Here is a 17,790-nt window from a genome sequence, read left to right as displayed (position 1 = left end):
TGGACGGGGACGTCCCAGCTCACCAATTCTGCTGGCAACATCTCCGGCCGGCACCATGCGGTAGTGGCTTCGATTCGGTCTCCGACATGCAGGCGCTCGTATCCGGGTTCGTGGTCGACCAGCATCCAGATCCGCATCACCTCATCATGACGCTCTGCGATCCATTCCGTGGTGCCTCCGTCCACACGACCGGACTCCGGTGGATGGCCGGATCGCGGTGGCGGCAGAGCAGCGCCTCGACCCGTGTTGCGAACGCCGGTCCAGGACCGGACGTTGCGGAGCTGGCGATTCCCGTGTGTCCCTTCCCGGTGAACTTCTCCATTAGGGCGGCAAGGGAGGCATCCCGAGAACCCGTGGGCGGACAGTTGGTCTCGAAGGGGAGTCGTTGGTGCCGGTGTTGTTTACCGCGATCGACGGTGTGCGTGGACGGAGTCCCCGCGTCGGAGGGTCGGAGCCGACAGTGTTGGGCTATCGAAGTGCGCCTGACGTTGGTCTTCGGGACTGTCAGGTGCGCAGCCGAAGGTACTGCTGCGCAACGCCTTCACCGGATCGGCCAGGCGGAGTCCTCGCCCGCGACAAGGAGTGAGTGCTGCCGCCGTGCAGGGCCTCGTCGAGCCTGGCACGGTGCAATGACCGTCCGTCTGAGCGACTGATCCGGGTCAGGACGCCTCGAGTATCGCTTTGAGCCGGGCAAGGTCCTTGGTGTTGGCCCGGCGCATCGCCATCGCCACGATCGGTGCTGCGATGCGCGAAAGGCCGGATGGTTCACCGCGGTTGCGTCGCGTCATCCGGGTGATCCCGTCGGCACTGTCTGTCCACGCGTAGGTTGTCTCCATGGGGAACGGGCCCTCGGCAGTCCGCATGACGAAGCGCTCGTGCGGGACCAACTCGGTGACTTCGTAGGTGTATGTCAGGGTTCGGCCGAGGAATTGAGCGATGAACTCGACACGCGATCCCGGGATCGCCGGATGCGGCGATTTCCACTGGACTGCTTTGATATTCACGTACCATTGGGTCGAATTGCCGGGGGTCGGATACGTAGGCGGCGACATAATGTCTCGGTCGCTCGATCACAATTTCGGTCAGGACGTCGACTGCTGTCACGGCGTGATTGGTACCCGCGCCGCTCTCGCCCAGGATCATTCTTCGTGCGCTCCGCCCGAGTCCGATTTCGGCGCTCATGGCGATGGGGAACGCTGACCCGGTCTCCATCAGTGCCGCGACCACGCCCTGACACGGGCGAACCGTACGGAATCTGGGGCGGCATGACCGAGACCGACCGCAGGCGGCACGCCCGCCGGCTGCGTCGCGGCGGAGTGCACGATGATGAGGGGTATGCGGACGATGTTTCATGACCAGCTCGATGCGCTGACCGACCGGTCGGCGTCGATGTGTCATCTGGCCGGGGAGGCCGTCGAGACGGCCACCGATGCCGTCGTCTGGGCCGATCTTCCGCTGGCAAGCGGGTGTTCGACCTCTGCGAGCAGATCGAGCAGTTGCGGGGTCCGTGCGAGGAGTGCAGGCGCTGGCGTTGTTGGCGTTGCAGGCCCCGGTAGCCCGGGACCTGCGTCAGGTCGTCACCGGGTTGCATCTGGTGGCGGATCTGAGCCGTATGGGCGGGCTGGCACAGCATGTGGCGGAGAGCGTGCGCCGCCGGCACCCGGACGACGTCGCCTCCGGGAGGCGGAGGAACTGCTCGCCCGGATGGGGCGGGTGGCGGGCGAGTTGGCCCGAGGCGCAGAACAGGTCCTGCGCAAGCATGATCCCGAGCTGGCCGCCGACCTCGGGAGGCGGGACGACGAGCTCGCCGATCCTGCGGCCGCGTGCGGCAGCACAGCCACAGATGCCCAGCGCGGCGCCCGCGCGCGGCGTGTGGGGCGGCGCCGATCCCGGTGGTCGTGGTCTTCAGGTCGTGAGTGCCTCGCGGCATCGGTACTGTCGGTGACCGTGGGCAGCAAGGGGCAGCGGCGAGCCGATCGGGCGCTGGTCGCCGCGTATCACGAGGCCCGGCTGGGTGAGCTGATCGAGTGTGCCGCAGCGGAGGTCGACCGCTTCCGCGCCGGGGAGGTGGACGCGTACACCGTCGATGAGGCACTGCACCACTATCACCTCGCGGCGAAGGAACTGTGGAAGTTCTGCTGGTCCGGCTCCGGCGCCCAGATCGAGTTCACCGCGCGTGCGCTGGAAAGACTCGCCGCCGACGGCGAGACGGTCGACTGGTGGGAACGCGCCACGCCTCGCCGCCGGGAGTAGTACGTGTCCGCGGCGCTCCGCGCGTCGACGTGAGCGTCGGAGCGAACCGGGAATGGTGAAGGCCGGCCTGCCGCCGTAGTGTCGTCAGCACCGCTCGCTCCCATGGTCGGGCGGCCTCGACCCCCGTCGGCCGGGTCCGTATCTGATCGACGCAGCGCATCGCACGGTGGCGGTCACCACGATCTGTCACCGCGCGGCTGCTTATCGATCCTCGTCCTGACTGCAGGGATCGACCCGGGCCTCCGAAAGTCAGCCGGCGTCGAGCGTGAGTCGCGATCCCGCGGCGGCGTGTGCCGCTCCGGCTTTTCGGTGGCACTACAGCAGGTCGCTGGTGACCGGGCAATCCCTTACGGCACCCATCACTGCATCTGCCGGTTCACACGCCTGCGCGGTCGAGGCGTTCGATGAGGCGTGGTTTGCGCGCGTGCGTGTGACGTAGTGCCAAGCAGCGCCGGGTGAAGGTGTCACGTCGGCCCTCGCGTTCGGCGAGCGTCTGCAGTTCGGTGAGCAGTGCGGCGGCGGCGTCATACTCGCCGGGTTTGCGGGTGGCGATCATCGCGTCGATTCGTGACCACGTGGCCTCCTCGTCGCGGGCCAGCTCGTCGATTCGTTTCTCGCGGGCGAGGGAACGGTCCTGCTGCCGTCGGGCTTGCTGCTCGGCACGCTGGGCGGCCACCCGGCGCTCGCGATCGCCCCGGCGACGGCTTGCGGCGTCGAGAAGATCGGCCACGGTTCGGAGAGGTGGGGATGCGATGGGTGTGCTGTGTTCGTCGTGGAACCTGCGCAGCATCTCCGCCCGTACGGTCACGGCGTGGTCTTCGGCGACCCGCAGCAGGAGCCGGTTCTTCTCGGCAACGGGCAGGTCCTGCACCCAGGCGGCGAGTTGGCCGGGGACGTCGGTGGTCTCGGCGAGTGGTGCGCTGGTCTGGGACGCGATGGCGAGCACGTCGTCGTCGACGCGGAGGAAGTCGGCCAGGGCGCGCTGCGCCGCGGTGAGCGCGGCCAATCCGGGCGGCACGGGTGGCTCCAGATCCTGATCGGCGTTGCGGTCGACGGCGTATTCGTCTGCTTCCGCGGTGCCGTGGCCGGCCAGCCAGGCGAGGTGGAGCGGCCGGAGGTCGCCCGCGGCGAGTTCGGCGCGGACTCCGACGACGGCGGACATCGATGGGCAGGCGTCAGGATCGAAGTCGCTGGCCTCGTCCTCGCTGGTCAGGTCGAGCACGAGGTATTCGCCTGTGGTCCAGGCCGTTACCAGGTCGCCGACGCAATAGTCCCGGGCGACGTCGATGTCGAGCAGGCCGCGCGGTAGGCGGAGCATGATCCGCTGTGTTCCCCAGTTCGCCAGATAGAGGTGGGCGTCGTAGTAGCGCTCCATCATCCGGTTCGGGTCGCCCCGAAAGTTGCCCCAGTGGTACTCGTTGACGAAGCTGGTGGCCGTGATCCGCGCGCGGGTGGACAGTGAACGGACCTCGGCCCGTTGGCGATCGTCCAGCGGCCGGTCGACGGCGAGGAATTCGTAGTACTGGTACTCACTCATCGCCCATCCAGCCGATCGGCGCGGTCAAAGGGTTTCGCCCGGAAGCCGGAGTCGTCTCCCCGATGGATGAATAGGTGTCCCTCGAGTGTTGCGTCGCCCACCGGAACGGCCCAGCCGCGCCCGCTGACCTGGTCCCCTCGTCGTCGCCGTCCCAGCTGAACTCCACGGTGGTGCGGCCGTCGCGTTCGGTGGTCCGGCAGTCCATCCAGCCGCGGACGGCGATGAAGCCGAGCTGGCCGGTCCCGTCGCCGGCGAACTCGATGAAGCCGGGTTCGACGAGGTCGATGGCGTCGCGGTCCCACATGTCCATCTGCACGATCCCCCATCGACCGGTCAGGCGCCTCACGGTTCCTCCCATTATTTGTCGGCCTGTGCGGTGTCAGGGTAGCCACCGCGGGGGACGGTGCCCTGCGTCGGGGCTGCGCCGACCGGTGGCCCCCTACTTGCCAGGCCCCCTCGGCGCGGGCCGGCTTCACTCCGTTGGTGTGCACCGAAAGCCACGGACCAACGCGCCCGCCGAAGGTGCCTCTGTAATCGCAGCCCGCACGCACCGGTCCTTCCGAGGTGCGCGACCGGGATGTTCTGTTTCCGTGTGCTTTCGGTGGTGGTCCTGGGAGTTGCTGAGGGTGGGGGTGGGCGGCTACGACGGCGCGGCGGGACCGGTGTCGGGTGCGTATCGCCCTGACGCCCACCACGGCGGTGTGGGCAGGGACGCGGCCAGGTAGCGGCGGAGCGACTCCGGGTCGTCGCGGAGGGCGGCCCCTTTCTTGGTGAGCAACAGCTGCCCGCGGTATCTGCGCAGCAGTCTCAGCTGCGCAGCGGTTTCGCGGAGGTCGAAAACCGGTGCGGTGGTGTCCTCCCGGGTGCAGGTGCCGATCCACTGGTCACGCCACCGTAGTTCGTCCATCGCCGCGGTCACCACCGCGGGCGGGAGATACCCGGCGGCGGTCAGCCGGATGCCTTGTGCGCCTACCCGGTTGAGTAGCCACCCCACCGCCGTTGCCGCGGGCTGGAAGTGCCGGTCACCGCCCTCGGGATTCGGCACCGGGAGTGCGGCGAGATCACGCAGGCAGGCGTTGGTCTCCTCAACAGAGAAATATGTGGGATCGAAACCGTCGGGAACCGCGCCCCCGGGGGCGCTCGTCGGGTCCTGCAGGAGGTCGAGGTATCCCCAGATACCGCCGCAGTCCTCCGGCGGGCAGGCGCGGGCGCCGCCGATGCAGAGCGCGGGAGGTTCGTCACCGGTCCGGGACAGCACCTGCTCCACGACGAGGGTGTGGTCCCAGCCGTCACCGAAGTCGTACCGGTAGAACAGCCGGTCCGTCGGTTCGGCGAGAAGTTCATCGAGGCGCACCTGGTTCTCGAGGACCCCGTCGGCGCCTTCGTCGAGCATGAACTTCATGTGGAACTGCTCGGCGAATCGGTCCATCTTGTTCTCCCCGAACAGGAATTGGTGCAGATGGCTGTCGGTCCATCCCATGGCCTGCTGCAGTACGGCGTGCAGCTCGTCGAGCATCAACTCCGAGGACAGCAGCAGTCGCCGCCAGATCGGTGGCTTCGCGTCGTCCAGATCGACCCGGACCTGGTAGGTGACCGGCTGGGACCGCCGAGCGTGTGCACGAGTGGATCTGGCCATGCCGGTCAAGGGTAGTACGGCACCGTCGCAGGGGACGGGCGATGCGGCCGTGCACGGCCTCGACGAGGTCGTCGCCGGTGGCCGGATCATCGACCGCGTCCGAATCCGGAAAGGTCGCCGGCCGGGTCCGCGCAGAAGTGGCTGTGGCCCTTCTCTCGGCATCTCCGACGGAATCCTCAACGCCATGACGTTGGCCGCCTCGACCGTGCTGCACGGATTCGCGGTGCTCCCCTATTCTGGCGCTGCGCGCGGGAATACGGCGGAGATCACTGCCGTATACACCGGCTTCGTTACCGAACCAGCGCAGTGGCGGGACACGTTGGCGTGTGCCGTGTCCACGGGCCGCGGGCTGGCGTGGGCGGCTGCGACGTCGTCGCCGTGGCCGCGAGTGATCGCGGGATTCGGAAGCCGGTCGTGTGCCCATTTGCCGCACTCACCTGACCTCGGCCGCGTCGCTTGGGGATGCTTTCGTTCCCGGCCGGCCGCGTTCTGGGTGGGCGGGTGGCACCGCCACTGAGCCTGCAGACTCCCGCTGCGAAGCCTCCGCGGCGGGTAATGGCGCTTCACCTTCGGGATGTCACGCTGGCGGATGCGCCGATGAGTGGTCGGTTGCCCTCGCCCGTCGGCTAACAGTGAGGTAGTCTGTTAGCAACTGTTAGGAGGTGTTGGTGGTGGGTACGATCGATGACCGTTACCTCGCCGGTGACGTCGATTTCGAGGCCGCGGTGGGGGAGGCGCTCGGTACCCCGGTCTCGCGGGAAACGATGCTGCCGTTGCTGCACGCGCTGCGGCGCGGAGCACACCCGAACGCCCAGCTCAGCGACCACGACGCCGCCTTGTATGACGCGGCCGGGTTCATCGAGGACCCGCTCGCCCCGGCCGCTGCGGCCGCCGAGCGGGAGCGACGCATGCGTGAGCTCACCGCCACCGCCAAGACGGTCGAGGAGGCGGCCGGTCTGCTCGGGGTGTCGACCTCCCGGATCCGCCAACGCGCCGGGACGGGCAGTGTGTGGGCGATCAAGGTCGGCAACAAACTGCTGCTGCCGGCGGTGCAGTTCACCGGTGGGGCGATGGTGCCGAACCTCGACCGTATCCTGACGATGCTCCCGGACGGGTTGCATCCCCTCGCGCTCGAGCGGGCCCTGACCGACCCTCGGGCCGATCTGATGCTGGACGCAAGCCCGGTCTCGGTCATCGATTGGCTCACCAGCGGCGGCGACGTCGAGTCCGCACTCGAGATCATCACCCAAATCGATTGGGAGGCAGCGTAAGTGGCGCGGATGCTCCCGCACCCTCCGGCCGTCGACGAACTTTCCCACCACGGCATCCGCGACAACGAATACGCCCTGATCCCCACCACCGACATCCTCTGGCGGGTGCACCGCACCACGAGCAGCCACGCGCTCGCCTGGAACGAGCTCCGCACGTATGGCCCGGTGCTGCGCTTCGACCCGCACCCACTCCCGAGCGGTGACCACCCGGGGCACGGCGTTTGGTACGGGGCCACCGATGTGCACGGCGCACTCGCGGAAGCATTCCAGGCCACCCGCACGATCGACCGGGTGCAGGAGGCACCGTACCTGACCGGGCTGCATCCGGCCCGAGACCTGCGGCTGCTCGACATCGGCGGGCTCGGGGCCGGCCGCTGGCCGACCCGGGTCGGTGGCACCTTCGCCCTCGATTCCGCCCCGCACGGCCTCACCCAGCGGTGGGCCCGCACCATTGCGGCCGCGCACCCCGGGCTCGATGGGCTGCTGTACCGGGGGCGGTTTTCCGGCGGCCCGTGTGCAGCGCTGTTCCCCCCAGCCGCCGACGCCTTCCCCGGCCGGCCGGCCACGTCGAACCCGCTCGCGCATCCCGGTCTGCAACGCCGTCTCGCCGCGGCCGCGGAGGCGCTCGGCTACACCCTCGTCTGAGGCGCGCCGACCCGGGTGGGGTCGTATCGACCGGATGCGGACGGTGCGTTTCGTAGGAGGCAAAGCTCGCGGCGCGCCTGGTACGGCCGCCGATGATCGCGGACGAGGTCCTCGAGCAGTTGTGGTGTGTTATGGCGTAGGGGATGCTGTGGCGCTGCTTCGTGATCGCGATGATTACTCGCACGAAGATAACTCGACTTTGATTCCCGGTAGGTGGCCGGCGGGTGGGTGCATATGCGGGAATGGTCTTGTACAAACTTAAGTACGCAATGCTGTTTTAGTTTGTATTCGTTGCTGGGCGGGGTCTGGGGGTCGGTCTCGCATGTGTTGCGGGGTCATCGGTTCGCGTTGCGCACCGACCGTGAGTGGGTGATCGGGCAGCGTCGCGATTATCTCGATGGGTTATTTGCGGAGTATCCGGGTCCGGGTGGTGCGTCGAGGCGTACTCGTACGGACTCGATCCGGTGGTGCGGCAGTCGGAGGCGGCCGTCACGTGGTGCTCGGAGCGGGATGTGGGGTGTGTGCTGACCGGGGATGTGGCGGCGGATGTGTATGCGCCGTGGCGGTTGCCGGCGGTGGCCGGACTGTACAGCAGTGAGTTGTTGGACTTCACGGTGGCTGGTTTCACCCCGGCCACCGATGTGGAGTACACGCTGGTGGTGACGGTGCCGCAGGACTCGACTCTGTGGCAGACCGCGGCCGTGGCGGCACAACCGACGGTGCGGGTCGATCCGGCCGCCGCGGTCGACGGGGCGCCGGTGGTGCGGGTCGATCCGATTATCGCGTTGCACGATGTGCTCGGCAGCCCGGGCCCGGGCCCGGATGCGGCGGAGGCCGGCGAGCATCTGCGTAGGGCGATCCTGGAAGGAACCTGGCGTGGCTGACGTGGTGCGGATCGATGCCTCCTAATGCGACGGACCTGGGTTTGTAGCTGGTGGGGATCTCGGAGAAAAATGTGTCACAGTCGTGGGTTCGGTTGTCCGGAAAGGCCGTTGGTTGTCTTCTGCTGGTGGTGGTGCTGCACCGGCTCGGGTATCTCGCCGTAGTGCTGTGCGAGCGCGATGATCTTGTGTGCTCGTGCGATGCGCGGAAGCTGACTTCCATCGGTGACGGTCTGCGCGTCACCGAGTTGGTGGAGCGTGGTGTTCGCCCATTCGATTAGTTCCGGACAAGGACTGAACTCGGTATTGACTGAGGCGATCTGGTTCGGGTGCAGACACAGCTTTCCCGTCATTCCCATTTCGACAGCAATGAGGGAATCGCCGCGGAGTTGCTCGTCCTCCGCGGGAAGGGTCGGTCCATCGATGGGACCGGCGATCCCTCCTGTCCGGCTTGCGAGAACGAGCTGGGACCTGGCGTAGGACAGCGCAAGGGGTGTGCGTCCGATCCCGGTATCGCGGCCGAAGTCTCCGATGCCGAAGGCGAGTCGCCGGACGCTGCGATCCCGGCCGCCGACTCGATCAGCGCGACGATCGGTGTGTCTGAGTCCAGTAGACGGGCGGTTCGTTTGATCTGCTCGTCGGACTCGGCTTTGGCGAGCATTATCCCTTGCAGTCCGGGCGCATTCCGGAGAGTGTGAAGATCCTGCTCCCAGTAGGGGGTGGTCGCGTCGCTGATTCGCACCCACGCCCGTTCATGCTGGAGCCATTGCGATGCAATATCTCGCGCGTGTTCCTTGCGATGGGGTGGAACACCGTCCTCGATGTCGAGAATGAGTGCGTCGGTGCCTGACAGTGCTGCGCTGCGAAGGCGCACCGGGTCGGTGGCGGAAGTCAGGAGCCATGACCGGCATACGTCGAGGGGAACGGCCGTGCTCGAGAGTGGCATTGTAATCATCCTTGGAGTCGGTGTCTGTGGAGTGGCCGCGGCACACACTCGCCGGTATGCGTAGGTAGGGGGCTGTGCTGTCCCGTTCACAGTGTCGGGACTTGCGGTTGAGCCGGACTGTCATCATGGTCGGCGGCCGATGGTCAGCAGTGGTTGTTGGTCACGGGCGTAGAAGTCGTTTCCCTGGTCGTCGATGACAATGAACGCGGGAAAGTTCTCGACTTCGATCCGGAGGACTGCTTCCATTCCGAGTTCGCCATATTCGAGGACGTCGATGCGTTTGATGCAGTCGTGGGCAAGCCGTGCGGCCGGTCCGCCGATGGATCCCAGGTAGAAGCCACCGTTCACCCGGCACGAGCGGGCGACAGCGGGAGTGCGGTTCCCTTTCGCGAGCATGATCAGCGAACCGCCTGCGGCCTGGAATTGCTCGACGTAGGAGTCCATTCGCCCGGCGGTGGTGGGTCCGAACGAACCGGAGGGATACCCGCTCGGAGTCTTCGCTGGGCCCGCGTAGTACACGGGGTGATCGCGAAGGTAGTCGGGCATCGGTTCACCCTCGTCGAGGCGTACTTTGATCTTGGCGTGCGCGAGGTCGCGGGCCACGACCAGAGTCCCGGTCAGTGACAGTCGGGTGCCGACACTGTGCCCGGACAGCTGAGCTCGGATGCGGTCGAGGGTCGTGTTGAGGTCGATTGCGACGGCAGGTTCGGCGAGGTCGTCGGGGAGGGTGTCGGGGAGGAATCGTCCCGGGTCGCGTTCGAGTTGTTCGAGAAACACCCCCTCGTGGGTGATTTTGCCGCGCGCTTGGCGATCCGCAGCGCACGACACGGCCAGAGCGATCGGCAGGGATCCGCCGTGCCGTGGCAGGCGAATCACGCGGACGTCGTGGCAGAAGTACTTGCCGCCGAACTGAGCGCCGATTCCCAACTGGCGGGTGCGGTTGAGGACCTGTTCCTCGAAGTCGAGGTCCCGGTATCCGATTCCGTCTCCGCCGTGCTGGGCAAGGTTATCGAGGTGATGTGCGGAGGCAAGTTTTGCTGCCCTGAGCGCGTACTCCGCGGTCGGTCCTCCGATCACGACGGCCAGATGGTAGGGAGGGCACGCCGAGGTGCCGATCTCGCTGGCCTTGTCGACGATGAAGTCGAGCAGCGTCTTCGGAGACAGGAGTGCTGCCGTCTGCTGGAAGAGGAAGCTCTTGTTCGCGCTCCCGCAGCCTTTCGCCATGAACAAGAAGTCGTAACTGTCGTCGCCCTCGGCGTGGAGCTCGATCTGTGCGGGCAGGTTCGTGCCGGTGTTGCGTTCGTCGAACATGGAGACCGGTGCCATCTGCGAGTAGCGCAGGTTGAGATGGGTGTAGGCCTCGTAGATGCCGCGAGAGAGGTGGCGGGCGTCGTCACCGTCAGTCAGGACGTGCCGACCGCGTTGTGCGTGGATGATGGCGGTCCCGGTGTCCTGGCACATCGGCAGCACACCGGCTGCGGCGATGTTCGCGTTGCGGAGTAGTTCGGTGGCCACAAACTTGTCGTTGGAGGAGGCCTCGGGGTCATCGAGGATCGCTGCGACCTGCTCGAGATGCTTCGTGCGAAGGAGATGTGAGATGTCACGAAAGGCCTCGAACGCGAGTGTTGTCAATACGTTTGGTTCGACACTCAGGATGCGCCGAGGCCCCCATCCGAGTATGTCCATCCCACTGGTATCGATTCTGCGGTATTCGGTGGAGTCGGGCTCAGCTGCGCCGAGTATCGGGGTGTAGCGAAACTCTGTCATCGTGTGGTCCTGGTCGAGTTCGGTCAACGAGTGAAACCGACAGTGGTGGGTGCCGTCGCGTGACTGGGGAACTCACGCGACGGCACGGGGTCAGGTGGGGAGACTGATCGCCGCGATCGACGGGTCACTCTCGGCGAGGTCACCTTCGAGGCGGGTTACGAGCCGGAACAGTGTGTCTTCGTGTCCGGTCGCGCACACGAGCTGCAGGCCGATCGGCAGATCGTCGACGAAACCGGCTGGCAGCGTGATGCTGGGGCTGCCCGTCAGGTTCCATGGGCTGGTGAGTGAGAGAAGCGCAGAACGGATCTCGACCTCTACTCCATCGATAGAGTGGGTGCGTTCCCCGACATGCACGGCGACAGTCGGAACTGTCGGCAGAGCCAGTACGTCGTACTGGTGGAAGTACTCCTCCAGGGCTTCACGGAAGGCCGTTCGCGCGGTCACGGCGTGGAGGTACTCCCATGCGCGCAGCTCCGCCCCCCTTTGGAGCCGGCCCAGGACCTCGGTGTCGATCGCATCGGCTGCATGTGTGACGTCGTCGACGTGTTCCGCGAATGCCTCACTTCCCTGAATGGTCGAAAAGACGGAGAAGAGGTCGCCGCTGGAGTAATCGAGGTTGATGCTGGGTATCGGGCCGAGTAGGTCTGTGACCGCGGTACGCACCGCGGTCTCGACTGCCGGATCCACGGGCCCGATAGATGACGGTTCCACCCACGCAACTCGTACCTCGGGCAGTGTGGAGTCGTCCGCTGCGGCTGCGGTGGATGCGCCGCCGTCACTGGCCGCAAGAGCCTGATAGGTCAGCGCTGCGTCGGCGACAGTCTGGGTGAATATGCCGACATGGTCCAGGGAAGGACTGAGGGGGTACACGCCGTCAGTGGAGATGGCATCGAACGCGGGTTTGAAACCGACGATGCCGCAGAGGGCGGCAGGAACACGGACGGAGCCGGCAGTGTCGGTTCCGAGAGCCATGGGCACCATACCCGCCGCGACGGCGACTGCGCTCCCGCCGCTCGATCCGCCACTGATCCGCGACGGGTCATGCGGATTGCGGGAGGCTCCGTGTACGGAGCGATCACATGTTGCCCCGTAGGCGAATTCGTGGAGGACGGTTTTTCCGACGATGATTGCGCCGGCCTCGCGAAGTGCTCGGACACAGGCTGCGTCCTTATCTGCGTACCGGTCGAGGTAGAGGGCGGACCCGGCTGTCGTCACTTGGCCGGCGACATCGATTATGTCTTTGATGGCGATAGGAATGCCGTGTAGCGGTCCCCGATCGATGCCACGGGCGAGTTCGGTGTCTGCGTGTTCGGCCGTGCGCCTGGCCCCGTCTGCGTCGATGGAACTGAACGCGTTGAGAACGGGGTTGGCGCGCTCGATCTCGGCTAACGCGTGGTCGACGAGCTCGAGCGAGGTGGTCTGCCCGTTGCGGAGCTGAGATCCGAGTGCGCCAATGGACTGCGTGGTGAAGAATCCATGAGCGAATGTCGAGGGCGAGTCGTTGTTGACTGTCATGAGGTGAACCCGGGCGCGAGCCCCAACGCCGGAACGATGATGGCCGTGCTGAGGGCCATGGAGGCGACGTTGCCTATGAAGGGATGGAAGTCGGAGGGAAGTCGGCGGGCGATCGCCGCGGCGACCGGCGGTGCCACCGCAGCACCGAGGAGAGCCCCCGCCAGGATGGCTTGCACCGAGCCCCCGAAGGCGAGGACTGTGGCAGGTGCGACCGAGACGACAGGAACGAAGGTCGGGTAGAACGGTCTGCTCGACCACTGCTTTCGCCAGAGAACGATTGCGGCCGATGCCGTGATGAGTTGTGCGACCAGGATCTGTGGCAGTAGACCCGAGCCGTAGGCCAGCGACGCCGGATTGAGCAGGTATGCCGCGATCGCCCCGAGCACCAGGCCCGCACTTGCCCACTCGTTGCCAAAGAACTGCGCTTCGGAGAAGTCGGCGATTGTGCGGCGCAGCGTCCACCGGGCACCGTGTGCCGCGGGCCGATCCGTGGGCGGTGGCGACGGTGGTTGTTGCTGACGCAGGTGCACAGGTGCGGGCATCCACGGCAGAACCCGGCAGATCGCGAAGGCGACCAACGCCCCGACCGCCATCCCGCCAGTGACACCCACCACCGGCGGGATGCCGAGCGGCTCGCAAATGTAGTTTGTCCCGGCCAAGGACAGTGGCGTCGTCGTGAGAGCGCCGAGGCCGGCGCCGGTGAGAACGTTCTTTACGGTCGGGCCGAACATGAGCACGACCGTCGGCGACACGGACACGAAGGGTACGAAGAGCGGCTGCCACGTATTCGTCGATTCGAGGGTCCAACCCCACAAGAGATTACTTGCGAGCACTCCGAGTAAGGCGCTTGCGACCACCCAAGTCCAGTCGCCGGAGCCACAGGCTTGAATATATCCATGCCACTTGCTGTTTCGACGAAATAGCGCGTGTGCGATGGTGCCGCCGGCGAGTAGCCCGACTCCGGCCAAGGCGCTGGAATAGAAGTTTGGTTCCGTGGTGGCCGACAGCATCCAGAGCAGGAACGGCCCGACGGCGGTGATGTTTCCGTTCCAGATCGAGTAGTCAGAGATGGTCGGGGTGATGTGAGAGCTCGCCTGCTCGAGGAGGAGGACGAGCGCGAATCCGACAACGGCGATCTCGATGACGAGCGCCCAGAGCGCGAGAGTGCCTTGGCGTTTGGGCGCCGACGTGAGCGTGCTCATCGCTGATGTCCTATCGGGGGAATGCGTCGCCGCCGCGATAGCCGAGCAACTGATCGTAAAGATCGGTGCGGCGATCACGATGGAGGTCGTTGAGTTGGTTCCAGATCGGTGCAGTGCGCGCCTGAACGACGTCGATGTCTGCATAGACAATGGTGTCTTCGTCCGGGCCGGCGATACGGTCGATTGGCCAGCCGTTGGTGCCGGCGATCAGCGAGTTGCCCATGAAGCCCGAGGTTCGCTCGGTGCCGATGCGATCCGCGGTCGCGATGAACACATTGTTCGAGTGCGCCGCGGTCATCGTCAGATACGCCGCCATGCAGGTTCCGCTCGCGTCGTAGAGCGGCGGCGGTGTCCACACCCACCCGGTCGGGATGCAGATGATGTCGGCACCCTGTTGCGCGACGATTCGTGCGGTTTCGGGGAACCAGATGTCCCAGCACACCAGCAGGCCGATCCGGCCGATCTTGGTGTGGAACACCGGGTAGCCGAGGTCGCCGGGTTCGAAGTACAACTTCTCCTCGTTCCACAAGTGCGTCTTGCGGTACTTGCCGACGAACCCATCCGGACCGACCAAGACTGCGGTGTCGAAGAGGCGGTCTCCGTCGAGTTCGGGCAGACAGCCTACGAGATAGATATCGTGCTCGGCGGCGAAGGACTCCCAACCCCGCACTGTCTCACCTGAGGGCACCTCTTCGGCGTGTGCGTACGCCTCTTCTCGGGACGTGAACGTGTACCCGGTTGTCGCGAGTTCGGGAAGGACGATCAAGTTCGCCCCTTCCTGAACCGCCTGGTTGAGGCGTTCGTAGACGGCCTCTGAGTTCGACTTGCGGTTCTCGACCCCGACTTGGGGGTTGAACTGAACCACTGCGACCCGGGCGGGGCTGTGCCGGACCTCGTCCGAACCGGTAATGGCGGTGTTTTCCGTCATGTCGACTGACCTTTCTCACTGCATCAAGCGGAGCGCATAAGCAAGATGTTTTTCCTGCTCAGTTCGCGCCCGAACGTTCGGGCCGAACGTTCGGGTTATGATTCTCTGTGAGCTAGCCCTCTGTCAAGAGGGCTCGAGCAGATCGATATGTTGGGCATGTAAGAACGATTGCGTGCTGTGTCGCCATCACCGGATGTCGACGGAAGAGGAAAGGGCTGAACCCGTGGCGCGAGTACGAAACCCGGCGACACTGCGGGGTATCGCAGACGACCTGGGTCTGCATGTCTCGACCGTGGCCCGTGTGCTCAATGGCATGAAGGAGGGGGAGCGGGCGGCCTCGGGGGAGACGGCTGAGCGCATCCGTTTACGCGCGGCCGAGGTCGGCTATCGACCGAATCCTCACGCCGCCAGTTTGCGCACCAGGCGCAGCAACCTAGTCGGCGTACTGGTTCCTCGATTGTCCGATGTCGTACTGGCTACGGTGTACGAAGGCATCGAGGCGGCCGCCGCAGACCACGGATTGACTGCGTTCGTCGCGAACACCCAGGACGAGCAGGATCTGCAACGGGTCCGAGCGGACATGATGCTCGACCGGCGGGTGGACGGGTTGATTCTCGGTGACGCGCGCTCCGACGATCAGACCATTCTTGAGGAGATCGGGAAGAAGGGTATCCCGTTCGTCCTGGTGAACCGCGGTGTCGCGGGTTATCCGTCGTCGACTTGCGACAACTACCGAGGCGGACGGATCGCAGCAGAACACCTGCTGGAACTCGGACATACGAACGTGGCCGTGATCGCCGGGTTGGCGCACGCCAGTACAGGTATTGACCGACCAGCAGGGTTTATCGATCGATATCGAGAAGCAGGGATCGACATCCCGGCGAGCCATGTCATTCACTCGGGTCTCGACAGCGCCGGCGGCCACGTCGCCGCGGATCGATTCCTTGCCCTCGATCCACGGCCGACCGCCTTCTTCGCCGTCAACGATTTCGCTGCGATCGGTGCAGCAGGATCTATCAGGGCTCACGGCCTGCGCGTCGGTTATGACATCGCTCTGGTCGGCTTCAACAACACGGCCCTGGCTGCGGAATTACACGTCCCATTAACTTCGATTGATTCCGCTCCTGTCGATATGGGTAGATCCGCCATCGAGATGTTGATCAAGAAACTCGCCGGTAAGAAGGTGAGAAGTGTGTACACGGAGCCGAAACTGGTGATCCGGGCTTCGACGGACGTGAGCCGCCAGAGTTGAACCTGTTCGCAATTACCGGCTGTCGCTGATCAATGGCGAGTGCCCGCAACATCACGACCTGGTCGAACGCACGCATCGCATCCTTGAACATGTCACCGGGTGGCGAGGTCCTGCGGGCGCTCGCTCAATACCTGCGTGCTCAATCTGACTCGCTGAAGCACGGTCCGGCACGTTCGCCCACGGGGACGGTGATGAGGCTTGTGCCGCCCCACCGCCCCACCGCGCGGGCGTATACACGGTCGGAATCGCCCGCATATCGATTGCAGGTCGATGTCTTTCGACCGCAATCCAATCAGGTCACGGGGCGCGGTGCCTCTGCAGTGTGGCCCACGGTAGCCCTCGATTGCATTAGCGCTAGAAAGCGTTGCGGTCGGTGTACTTCCGACCTGTGGCCAATCCGGAAGTCCTCCATCCTCAGCAAACATCGGCCTGATCCTGATCTTGTCGGCGTCGGGACTGCTCGGGGGACGAAGCCGCGCGTGGGTTCTCGACATCCCACGGGATATTTCCTGACCATCTTCTCTGTCGGGCCCACGATCCATCGCGGGGAAGGTGAGAGCCGCTCAGCTCAGTCGGCGGATGCGGGGAGGGTGTCGGTGAGTTGTTCGAAGAGGGTGGGCCATCCGCGGCGGAGCCAGGTCAGCCGGCCGCGATCGAGCTGGCCACCATCAATGCGATGGGGGATGCGGTGCTGCTATCTGGCGGAGCTTGGCGTAGACCGGGTCGACCGGAACTGCTGTCTGGCGATGTGTGCCCAGACCTCGGTGGTGGTCCAGTTCCTGATCGGTCCGTAGGCGACGGTGCCGTCGCCGCGGTTGATGATGCCGTCGCGGCGGCCGCGGCGGCCGCCGCGGGTGTAGAGCTGTCGGCGGGAGGCGGATTCGTCGGCCCGTACGCCCACAGCTCGCCGGGCCCGAGCAGTTGGTTGCTTGGTCGAACACCGCGCCGACGGCCTCGTTTTGTGTCTTCGGTCATGACCCGGGATCAGTTCCCGACCGTACCGGATGGAGGCGTCCCGGCCGGCCCGTTCCCGGGCCATTGCCAGTCGTTCCCCGATGCGGGTACAGTTCGACGGCGGTTCGCTGTTTGCCGCCGACAAGATCCCCGGGCTCGTGAACTACCTGCTGAGGTGGAAGGGCATGCTGACCTCGAATGTCGAGGAAGCGTACGGATTCGCCCGCAGTCGCCCCGACCTGCCGCTGCCCGACCTCGAGATACTCTTCGCGCCCGCACCGTTCTTCGAGGAACGGCTCGTCGCACCGACAGCGCACCCCGTCGTCATCGGCGTCGTACTCCTCGAGCCCGTCAGCCGCGGCCAGATCACGCTCCGATCCGCCGACCCCGCCGGGAAGCCGGTCATCGACCCCCGTTACCTCAGCGACAGCGACGGAATCGACCGGAACGCGATGCTCGACGGCCTACGGATCTGCGCCGCGCTCGCCTCCGCGCCCTCGCTGAGATCCCAGCTCGGACCGATCGTCCGGCCGGTCGTGCCACCCGGAACCCCCGACGAGGAGATGCTGACCCGTGCGCTCGAGGAGCTCGGCCAGACCATCTACCACCCGTTCGGCCCCTGCCGCATGGGCCGAGACGCTGCCAGCGTCGTCATACCCGACCTCGAGGTCCGAGGCGTCGACGAACTCCGCATCGCGGACGCATCCGTCATGCCCGCCATCATCCGCGGCCACACCCTCGGTACTGATCGGCGAGAAGGCCGCCGATCTGATCCGCAACACGTAGTACCGAGTCGACGGACAGCCAGATGTAGGCGTACCGCTATGCAGGCGAAGATCGGTGGTCCTTGTGAAGAAGTGTCACGAATCTGAGACTGGGCGTAAGGCCAACGACCTGAGACAGTCCGAATCACCACTGGTCGTATCATCGGGCATGCCACCGACTGTGAGAACCTACATCTCATTCGGCTCGAGTTCCCCGAGATGCATTGCGAAACTGCTGG

At 65.6% G+C, this 17,790-nt stretch carries 15 protein-coding genes and 3 pseudogenes; 8 read left to right on the top strand and 10 right to left on the bottom strand.

Annotation, left to right across the window (positions count from 1 at the left end; genetic code table 11):
- Positions 1–659 precede the first annotated feature (659 nt).
- Positions 660–1,004 carry an SRPBCC family protein gene (locus tag RJ1_RS41860; RefSeq protein ID WP_240319704.1) on the bottom strand — a complete coding sequence of 115 codons (345 nt, stop codon included), beginning with the start codon at positions 1,002–1,004 and terminating at the stop codon, positions 660–662.
- 196 nt (positions 1,005–1,200) lie between these two features.
- Here RJ1_RS41860 and RJ1_RS48495 point away from each other — a divergent pair.
- Both RJ1_RS48495 and RJ1_RS41855 read left to right on the top strand, forming a co-directional pair.
- Positions 1,201–1,355 (top strand): annotated as a pseudogene (locus RJ1_RS48495) (WhiB family transcriptional regulator); the annotation flags it as partial.
- A pseudogene (locus RJ1_RS41855) lies at positions 1,336–1,812 on the top strand (phosphate signaling complex PhoU family protein); the annotation flags it as partial. The pseudogenes RJ1_RS48495 and RJ1_RS41855, both read left to right, overlap by 20 nt.
- A gap of 817 nt (positions 1,813–2,629) precedes the next feature.
- Here RJ1_RS41855 and RJ1_RS41845 read toward each other — a convergent pair.
- The 3 genes from RJ1_RS41845 to RJ1_RS41835 form a co-directional block, all read right to left on the bottom strand.
- The gene (locus RJ1_RS41845; RefSeq protein WP_073369923.1) at positions 2,630–3,790 is read right to left on the bottom strand and encodes a hypothetical protein; all 1,161 of its coding nucleotides are present in this window, start codon (positions 3,788–3,790) and stop codon (positions 2,630–2,632) included.
- The gene (locus RJ1_RS41840; RefSeq protein WP_240319703.1) at positions 3,783–4,136 is read right to left on the bottom strand and encodes a hypothetical protein; all 354 of its coding nucleotides are present in this window, start codon (positions 4,134–4,136) and stop codon (positions 3,783–3,785) included. Before RJ1_RS41840 ends, RJ1_RS41845 begins: the two co-directional genes overlap by 8 nt.
- 294 nt (positions 4,137–4,430) lie before the next feature.
- Entirely contained in the window at positions 4,431–5,426 is a 996-nt protein-coding gene (locus RJ1_RS41835; protein ID WP_073369921.1) for a plasmid pRiA4b ORF-3 family protein, read from the bottom strand.
- Between RJ1_RS41835 and RJ1_RS46485 the strand changes: the two genes are divergently transcribed.
- From RJ1_RS46485 to RJ1_RS48490, 4 genes are all read left to right on the top strand, one after another.
- Positions 5,425–5,943, top strand: a complete 519-nt coding sequence (locus RJ1_RS46485; protein ID WP_073369919.1) for a hypothetical protein — start codon at positions 5,425–5,427, stop codon at positions 5,941–5,943. The two genes, RJ1_RS41835 and RJ1_RS46485, sit on opposite strands and share 2 nt — an antisense overlap.
- Before the next feature lie 154 nt (positions 5,944–6,097).
- On the top strand, positions 6,098–6,697 hold the full coding sequence (locus RJ1_RS41825) for a DNA-binding protein (RefSeq protein ID WP_073369933.1): 600 nt from the start codon (positions 6,098–6,100) through the stop codon (positions 6,695–6,697).
- 9 nt (positions 6,698–6,706) lie between these two features.
- Entirely contained in the window at positions 6,707–7,342 is a 636-nt protein-coding gene (locus RJ1_RS41820) for an RES family NAD+ phosphorylase (RefSeq protein ID WP_073369931.1), read from the top strand.
- 464 nt (positions 7,343–7,806) lie between these two features.
- Positions 7,807–8,226 (top strand): hypothetical protein, encoded by a 420-nt coding sequence (locus RJ1_RS48490; RefSeq protein WP_240319702.1) that lies wholly within the window; start codon positions 7,807–7,809, stop codon positions 8,224–8,226.
- 74 nt (positions 8,227–8,300) lie between these two features.
- On the opposite strand, the gene RJ1_RS48485 is transcribed toward RJ1_RS48490, so the two are convergent.
- The 6 genes from RJ1_RS48485 to RJ1_RS41785 form a co-directional block, all read right to left on the bottom strand.
- On the bottom strand, positions 8,301–8,582 hold the full coding sequence (locus RJ1_RS48485) for an aldolase/citrate lyase/malate synthase family protein (RefSeq protein ID WP_255284959.1): 282 nt from the start codon (positions 8,580–8,582) through the stop codon (positions 8,301–8,303).
- Entirely contained in the window at positions 8,573–9,169 is a 597-nt protein-coding gene (locus RJ1_RS41805) for an aldolase/citrate lyase family protein (protein WP_073369915.1), read from the bottom strand. The genes RJ1_RS48485 and RJ1_RS41805 overlap by 10 nt, the downstream gene beginning before the upstream one ends.
- A 123-nt stretch (positions 9,170–9,292) precedes the next feature.
- On the bottom strand, positions 9,293–10,936 hold the full coding sequence (locus RJ1_RS41800; RefSeq protein WP_073369927.1) for a FumA C-terminus/TtdB family hydratase beta subunit: 1,644 nt from the start codon (positions 10,934–10,936) through the stop codon (positions 9,293–9,295).
- Between the two features lie 90 nt (positions 10,937–11,026).
- Positions 11,027–12,451, bottom strand: coding sequence for an amidase (locus RJ1_RS41795; protein ID WP_073369913.1), 1,425 nt, complete (start codon positions 12,449–12,451; stop codon positions 11,027–11,029).
- Entirely contained in the window at positions 12,448–13,653 is a 1,206-nt protein-coding gene (locus tag RJ1_RS41790) for a hypothetical protein (protein WP_073369911.1), read from the bottom strand. The genes RJ1_RS41795 and RJ1_RS41790 overlap by 4 nt, the downstream gene beginning before the upstream one ends.
- A gap of 10 nt (positions 13,654–13,663) precedes the next feature.
- Positions 13,664–14,581 carry a nitrilase family protein gene (locus RJ1_RS41785; protein ID WP_073369908.1) on the bottom strand — a complete coding sequence of 306 codons (918 nt, stop codon included), beginning with the start codon at positions 14,579–14,581 and terminating at the stop codon, positions 13,664–13,666.
- A 193-nt stretch (positions 14,582–14,774) separates the two neighbouring features.
- Here RJ1_RS41785 and RJ1_RS41780 point away from each other — a divergent pair, with 193 nt between their 5' ends.
- Both RJ1_RS41780 and RJ1_RS41770 read left to right on the top strand, forming a co-directional pair.
- Positions 14,775–15,833, top strand: a complete 1,059-nt coding sequence (locus tag RJ1_RS41780) for a LacI family DNA-binding transcriptional regulator (protein WP_378380249.1) — start codon at positions 14,775–14,777, stop codon at positions 15,831–15,833.
- A gap of 1,079 nt (positions 15,834–16,912) precedes the next feature.
- Positions 16,913–17,573, top strand: a pseudogene (locus RJ1_RS41770) (GMC oxidoreductase); the annotation flags it as partial.
- Positions 17,574–17,790: the final 217 nt, after the last annotated feature.

This window comes from Rhodococcus jostii NBRC 16295, assembly GCF_001894825.1.
Taxonomy (GTDB): Bacteria; Actinomycetota; Actinomycetes; order Mycobacteriales; family Mycobacteriaceae; genus Rhodococcus_F; species Rhodococcus_F jostii.
The sequence above is the reverse complement of the archived record's forward strand: the minus strand, read 5'-3'. Positions and strand labels throughout refer to the sequence as shown.

Bases quoted from the DNA above. Each gene is read 5' to 3' on its own strand.
- RJ1_RS41845 (WP_073369923.1), bottom strand. From the start codon at position 3,790: ATGAGTGAGTACCAGTACTACGAATTCCTCGCCGTCGACCGGCCGCTG.
- RJ1_RS46485 (WP_073369919.1), top strand. From the start codon at position 5,425: ATGCCGGTCAAGGGTAGTACGGCACCGTCGCAGGGGACGGGCGATGCG.
- RJ1_RS41835 (WP_073369921.1), bottom strand. From the start codon at position 5,426: ATGGCCAGATCCACTCGTGCACACGCTCGGCGGTCCCAGCCGGTCACC.
- RJ1_RS41820 (WP_073369931.1), top strand. From the start codon at position 6,707: ATGCTCCCGCACCCTCCGGCCGTCGACGAACTTTCCCACCACGGCATC.
- RJ1_RS48485 (WP_255284959.1), bottom strand. From the start codon at position 8,582: ATGGGAATGACGGGAAAGCTGTGTCTGCACCCGAACCAGATCGCCTCA.
- RJ1_RS41805 (WP_073369915.1), bottom strand. From the start codon at position 9,169: ATGCCACTCTCGAGCACGGCCGTTCCCCTCGACGTATGCCGGTCATGG.
- RJ1_RS41800 (WP_073369927.1), bottom strand. From the start codon at position 10,936: ATGACAGAGTTTCGCTACACCCCGATACTCGGCGCAGCTGAGCCCGAC.
- RJ1_RS41795 (WP_073369913.1), bottom strand. From the start codon at position 12,451: ATGACAGTCAACAACGACTCGCCCTCGACATTCGCTCATGGATTCTTC.
- RJ1_RS41790 (WP_073369911.1), bottom strand. From the start codon at position 13,653: ATGAGCACGCTCACGTCGGCGCCCAAACGCCAAGGCACTCTCGCGCTC.
- RJ1_RS41785 (WP_073369908.1), bottom strand. From the start codon at position 14,581: ATGACGGAAAACACCGCCATTACCGGTTCGGACGAGGTCCGGCACAGC.
- RJ1_RS41780 (WP_378380249.1), top strand. From the start codon at position 14,775: ATGTCGACGGAAGAGGAAAGGGCTGAACCCGTGGCGCGAGTACGAAAC.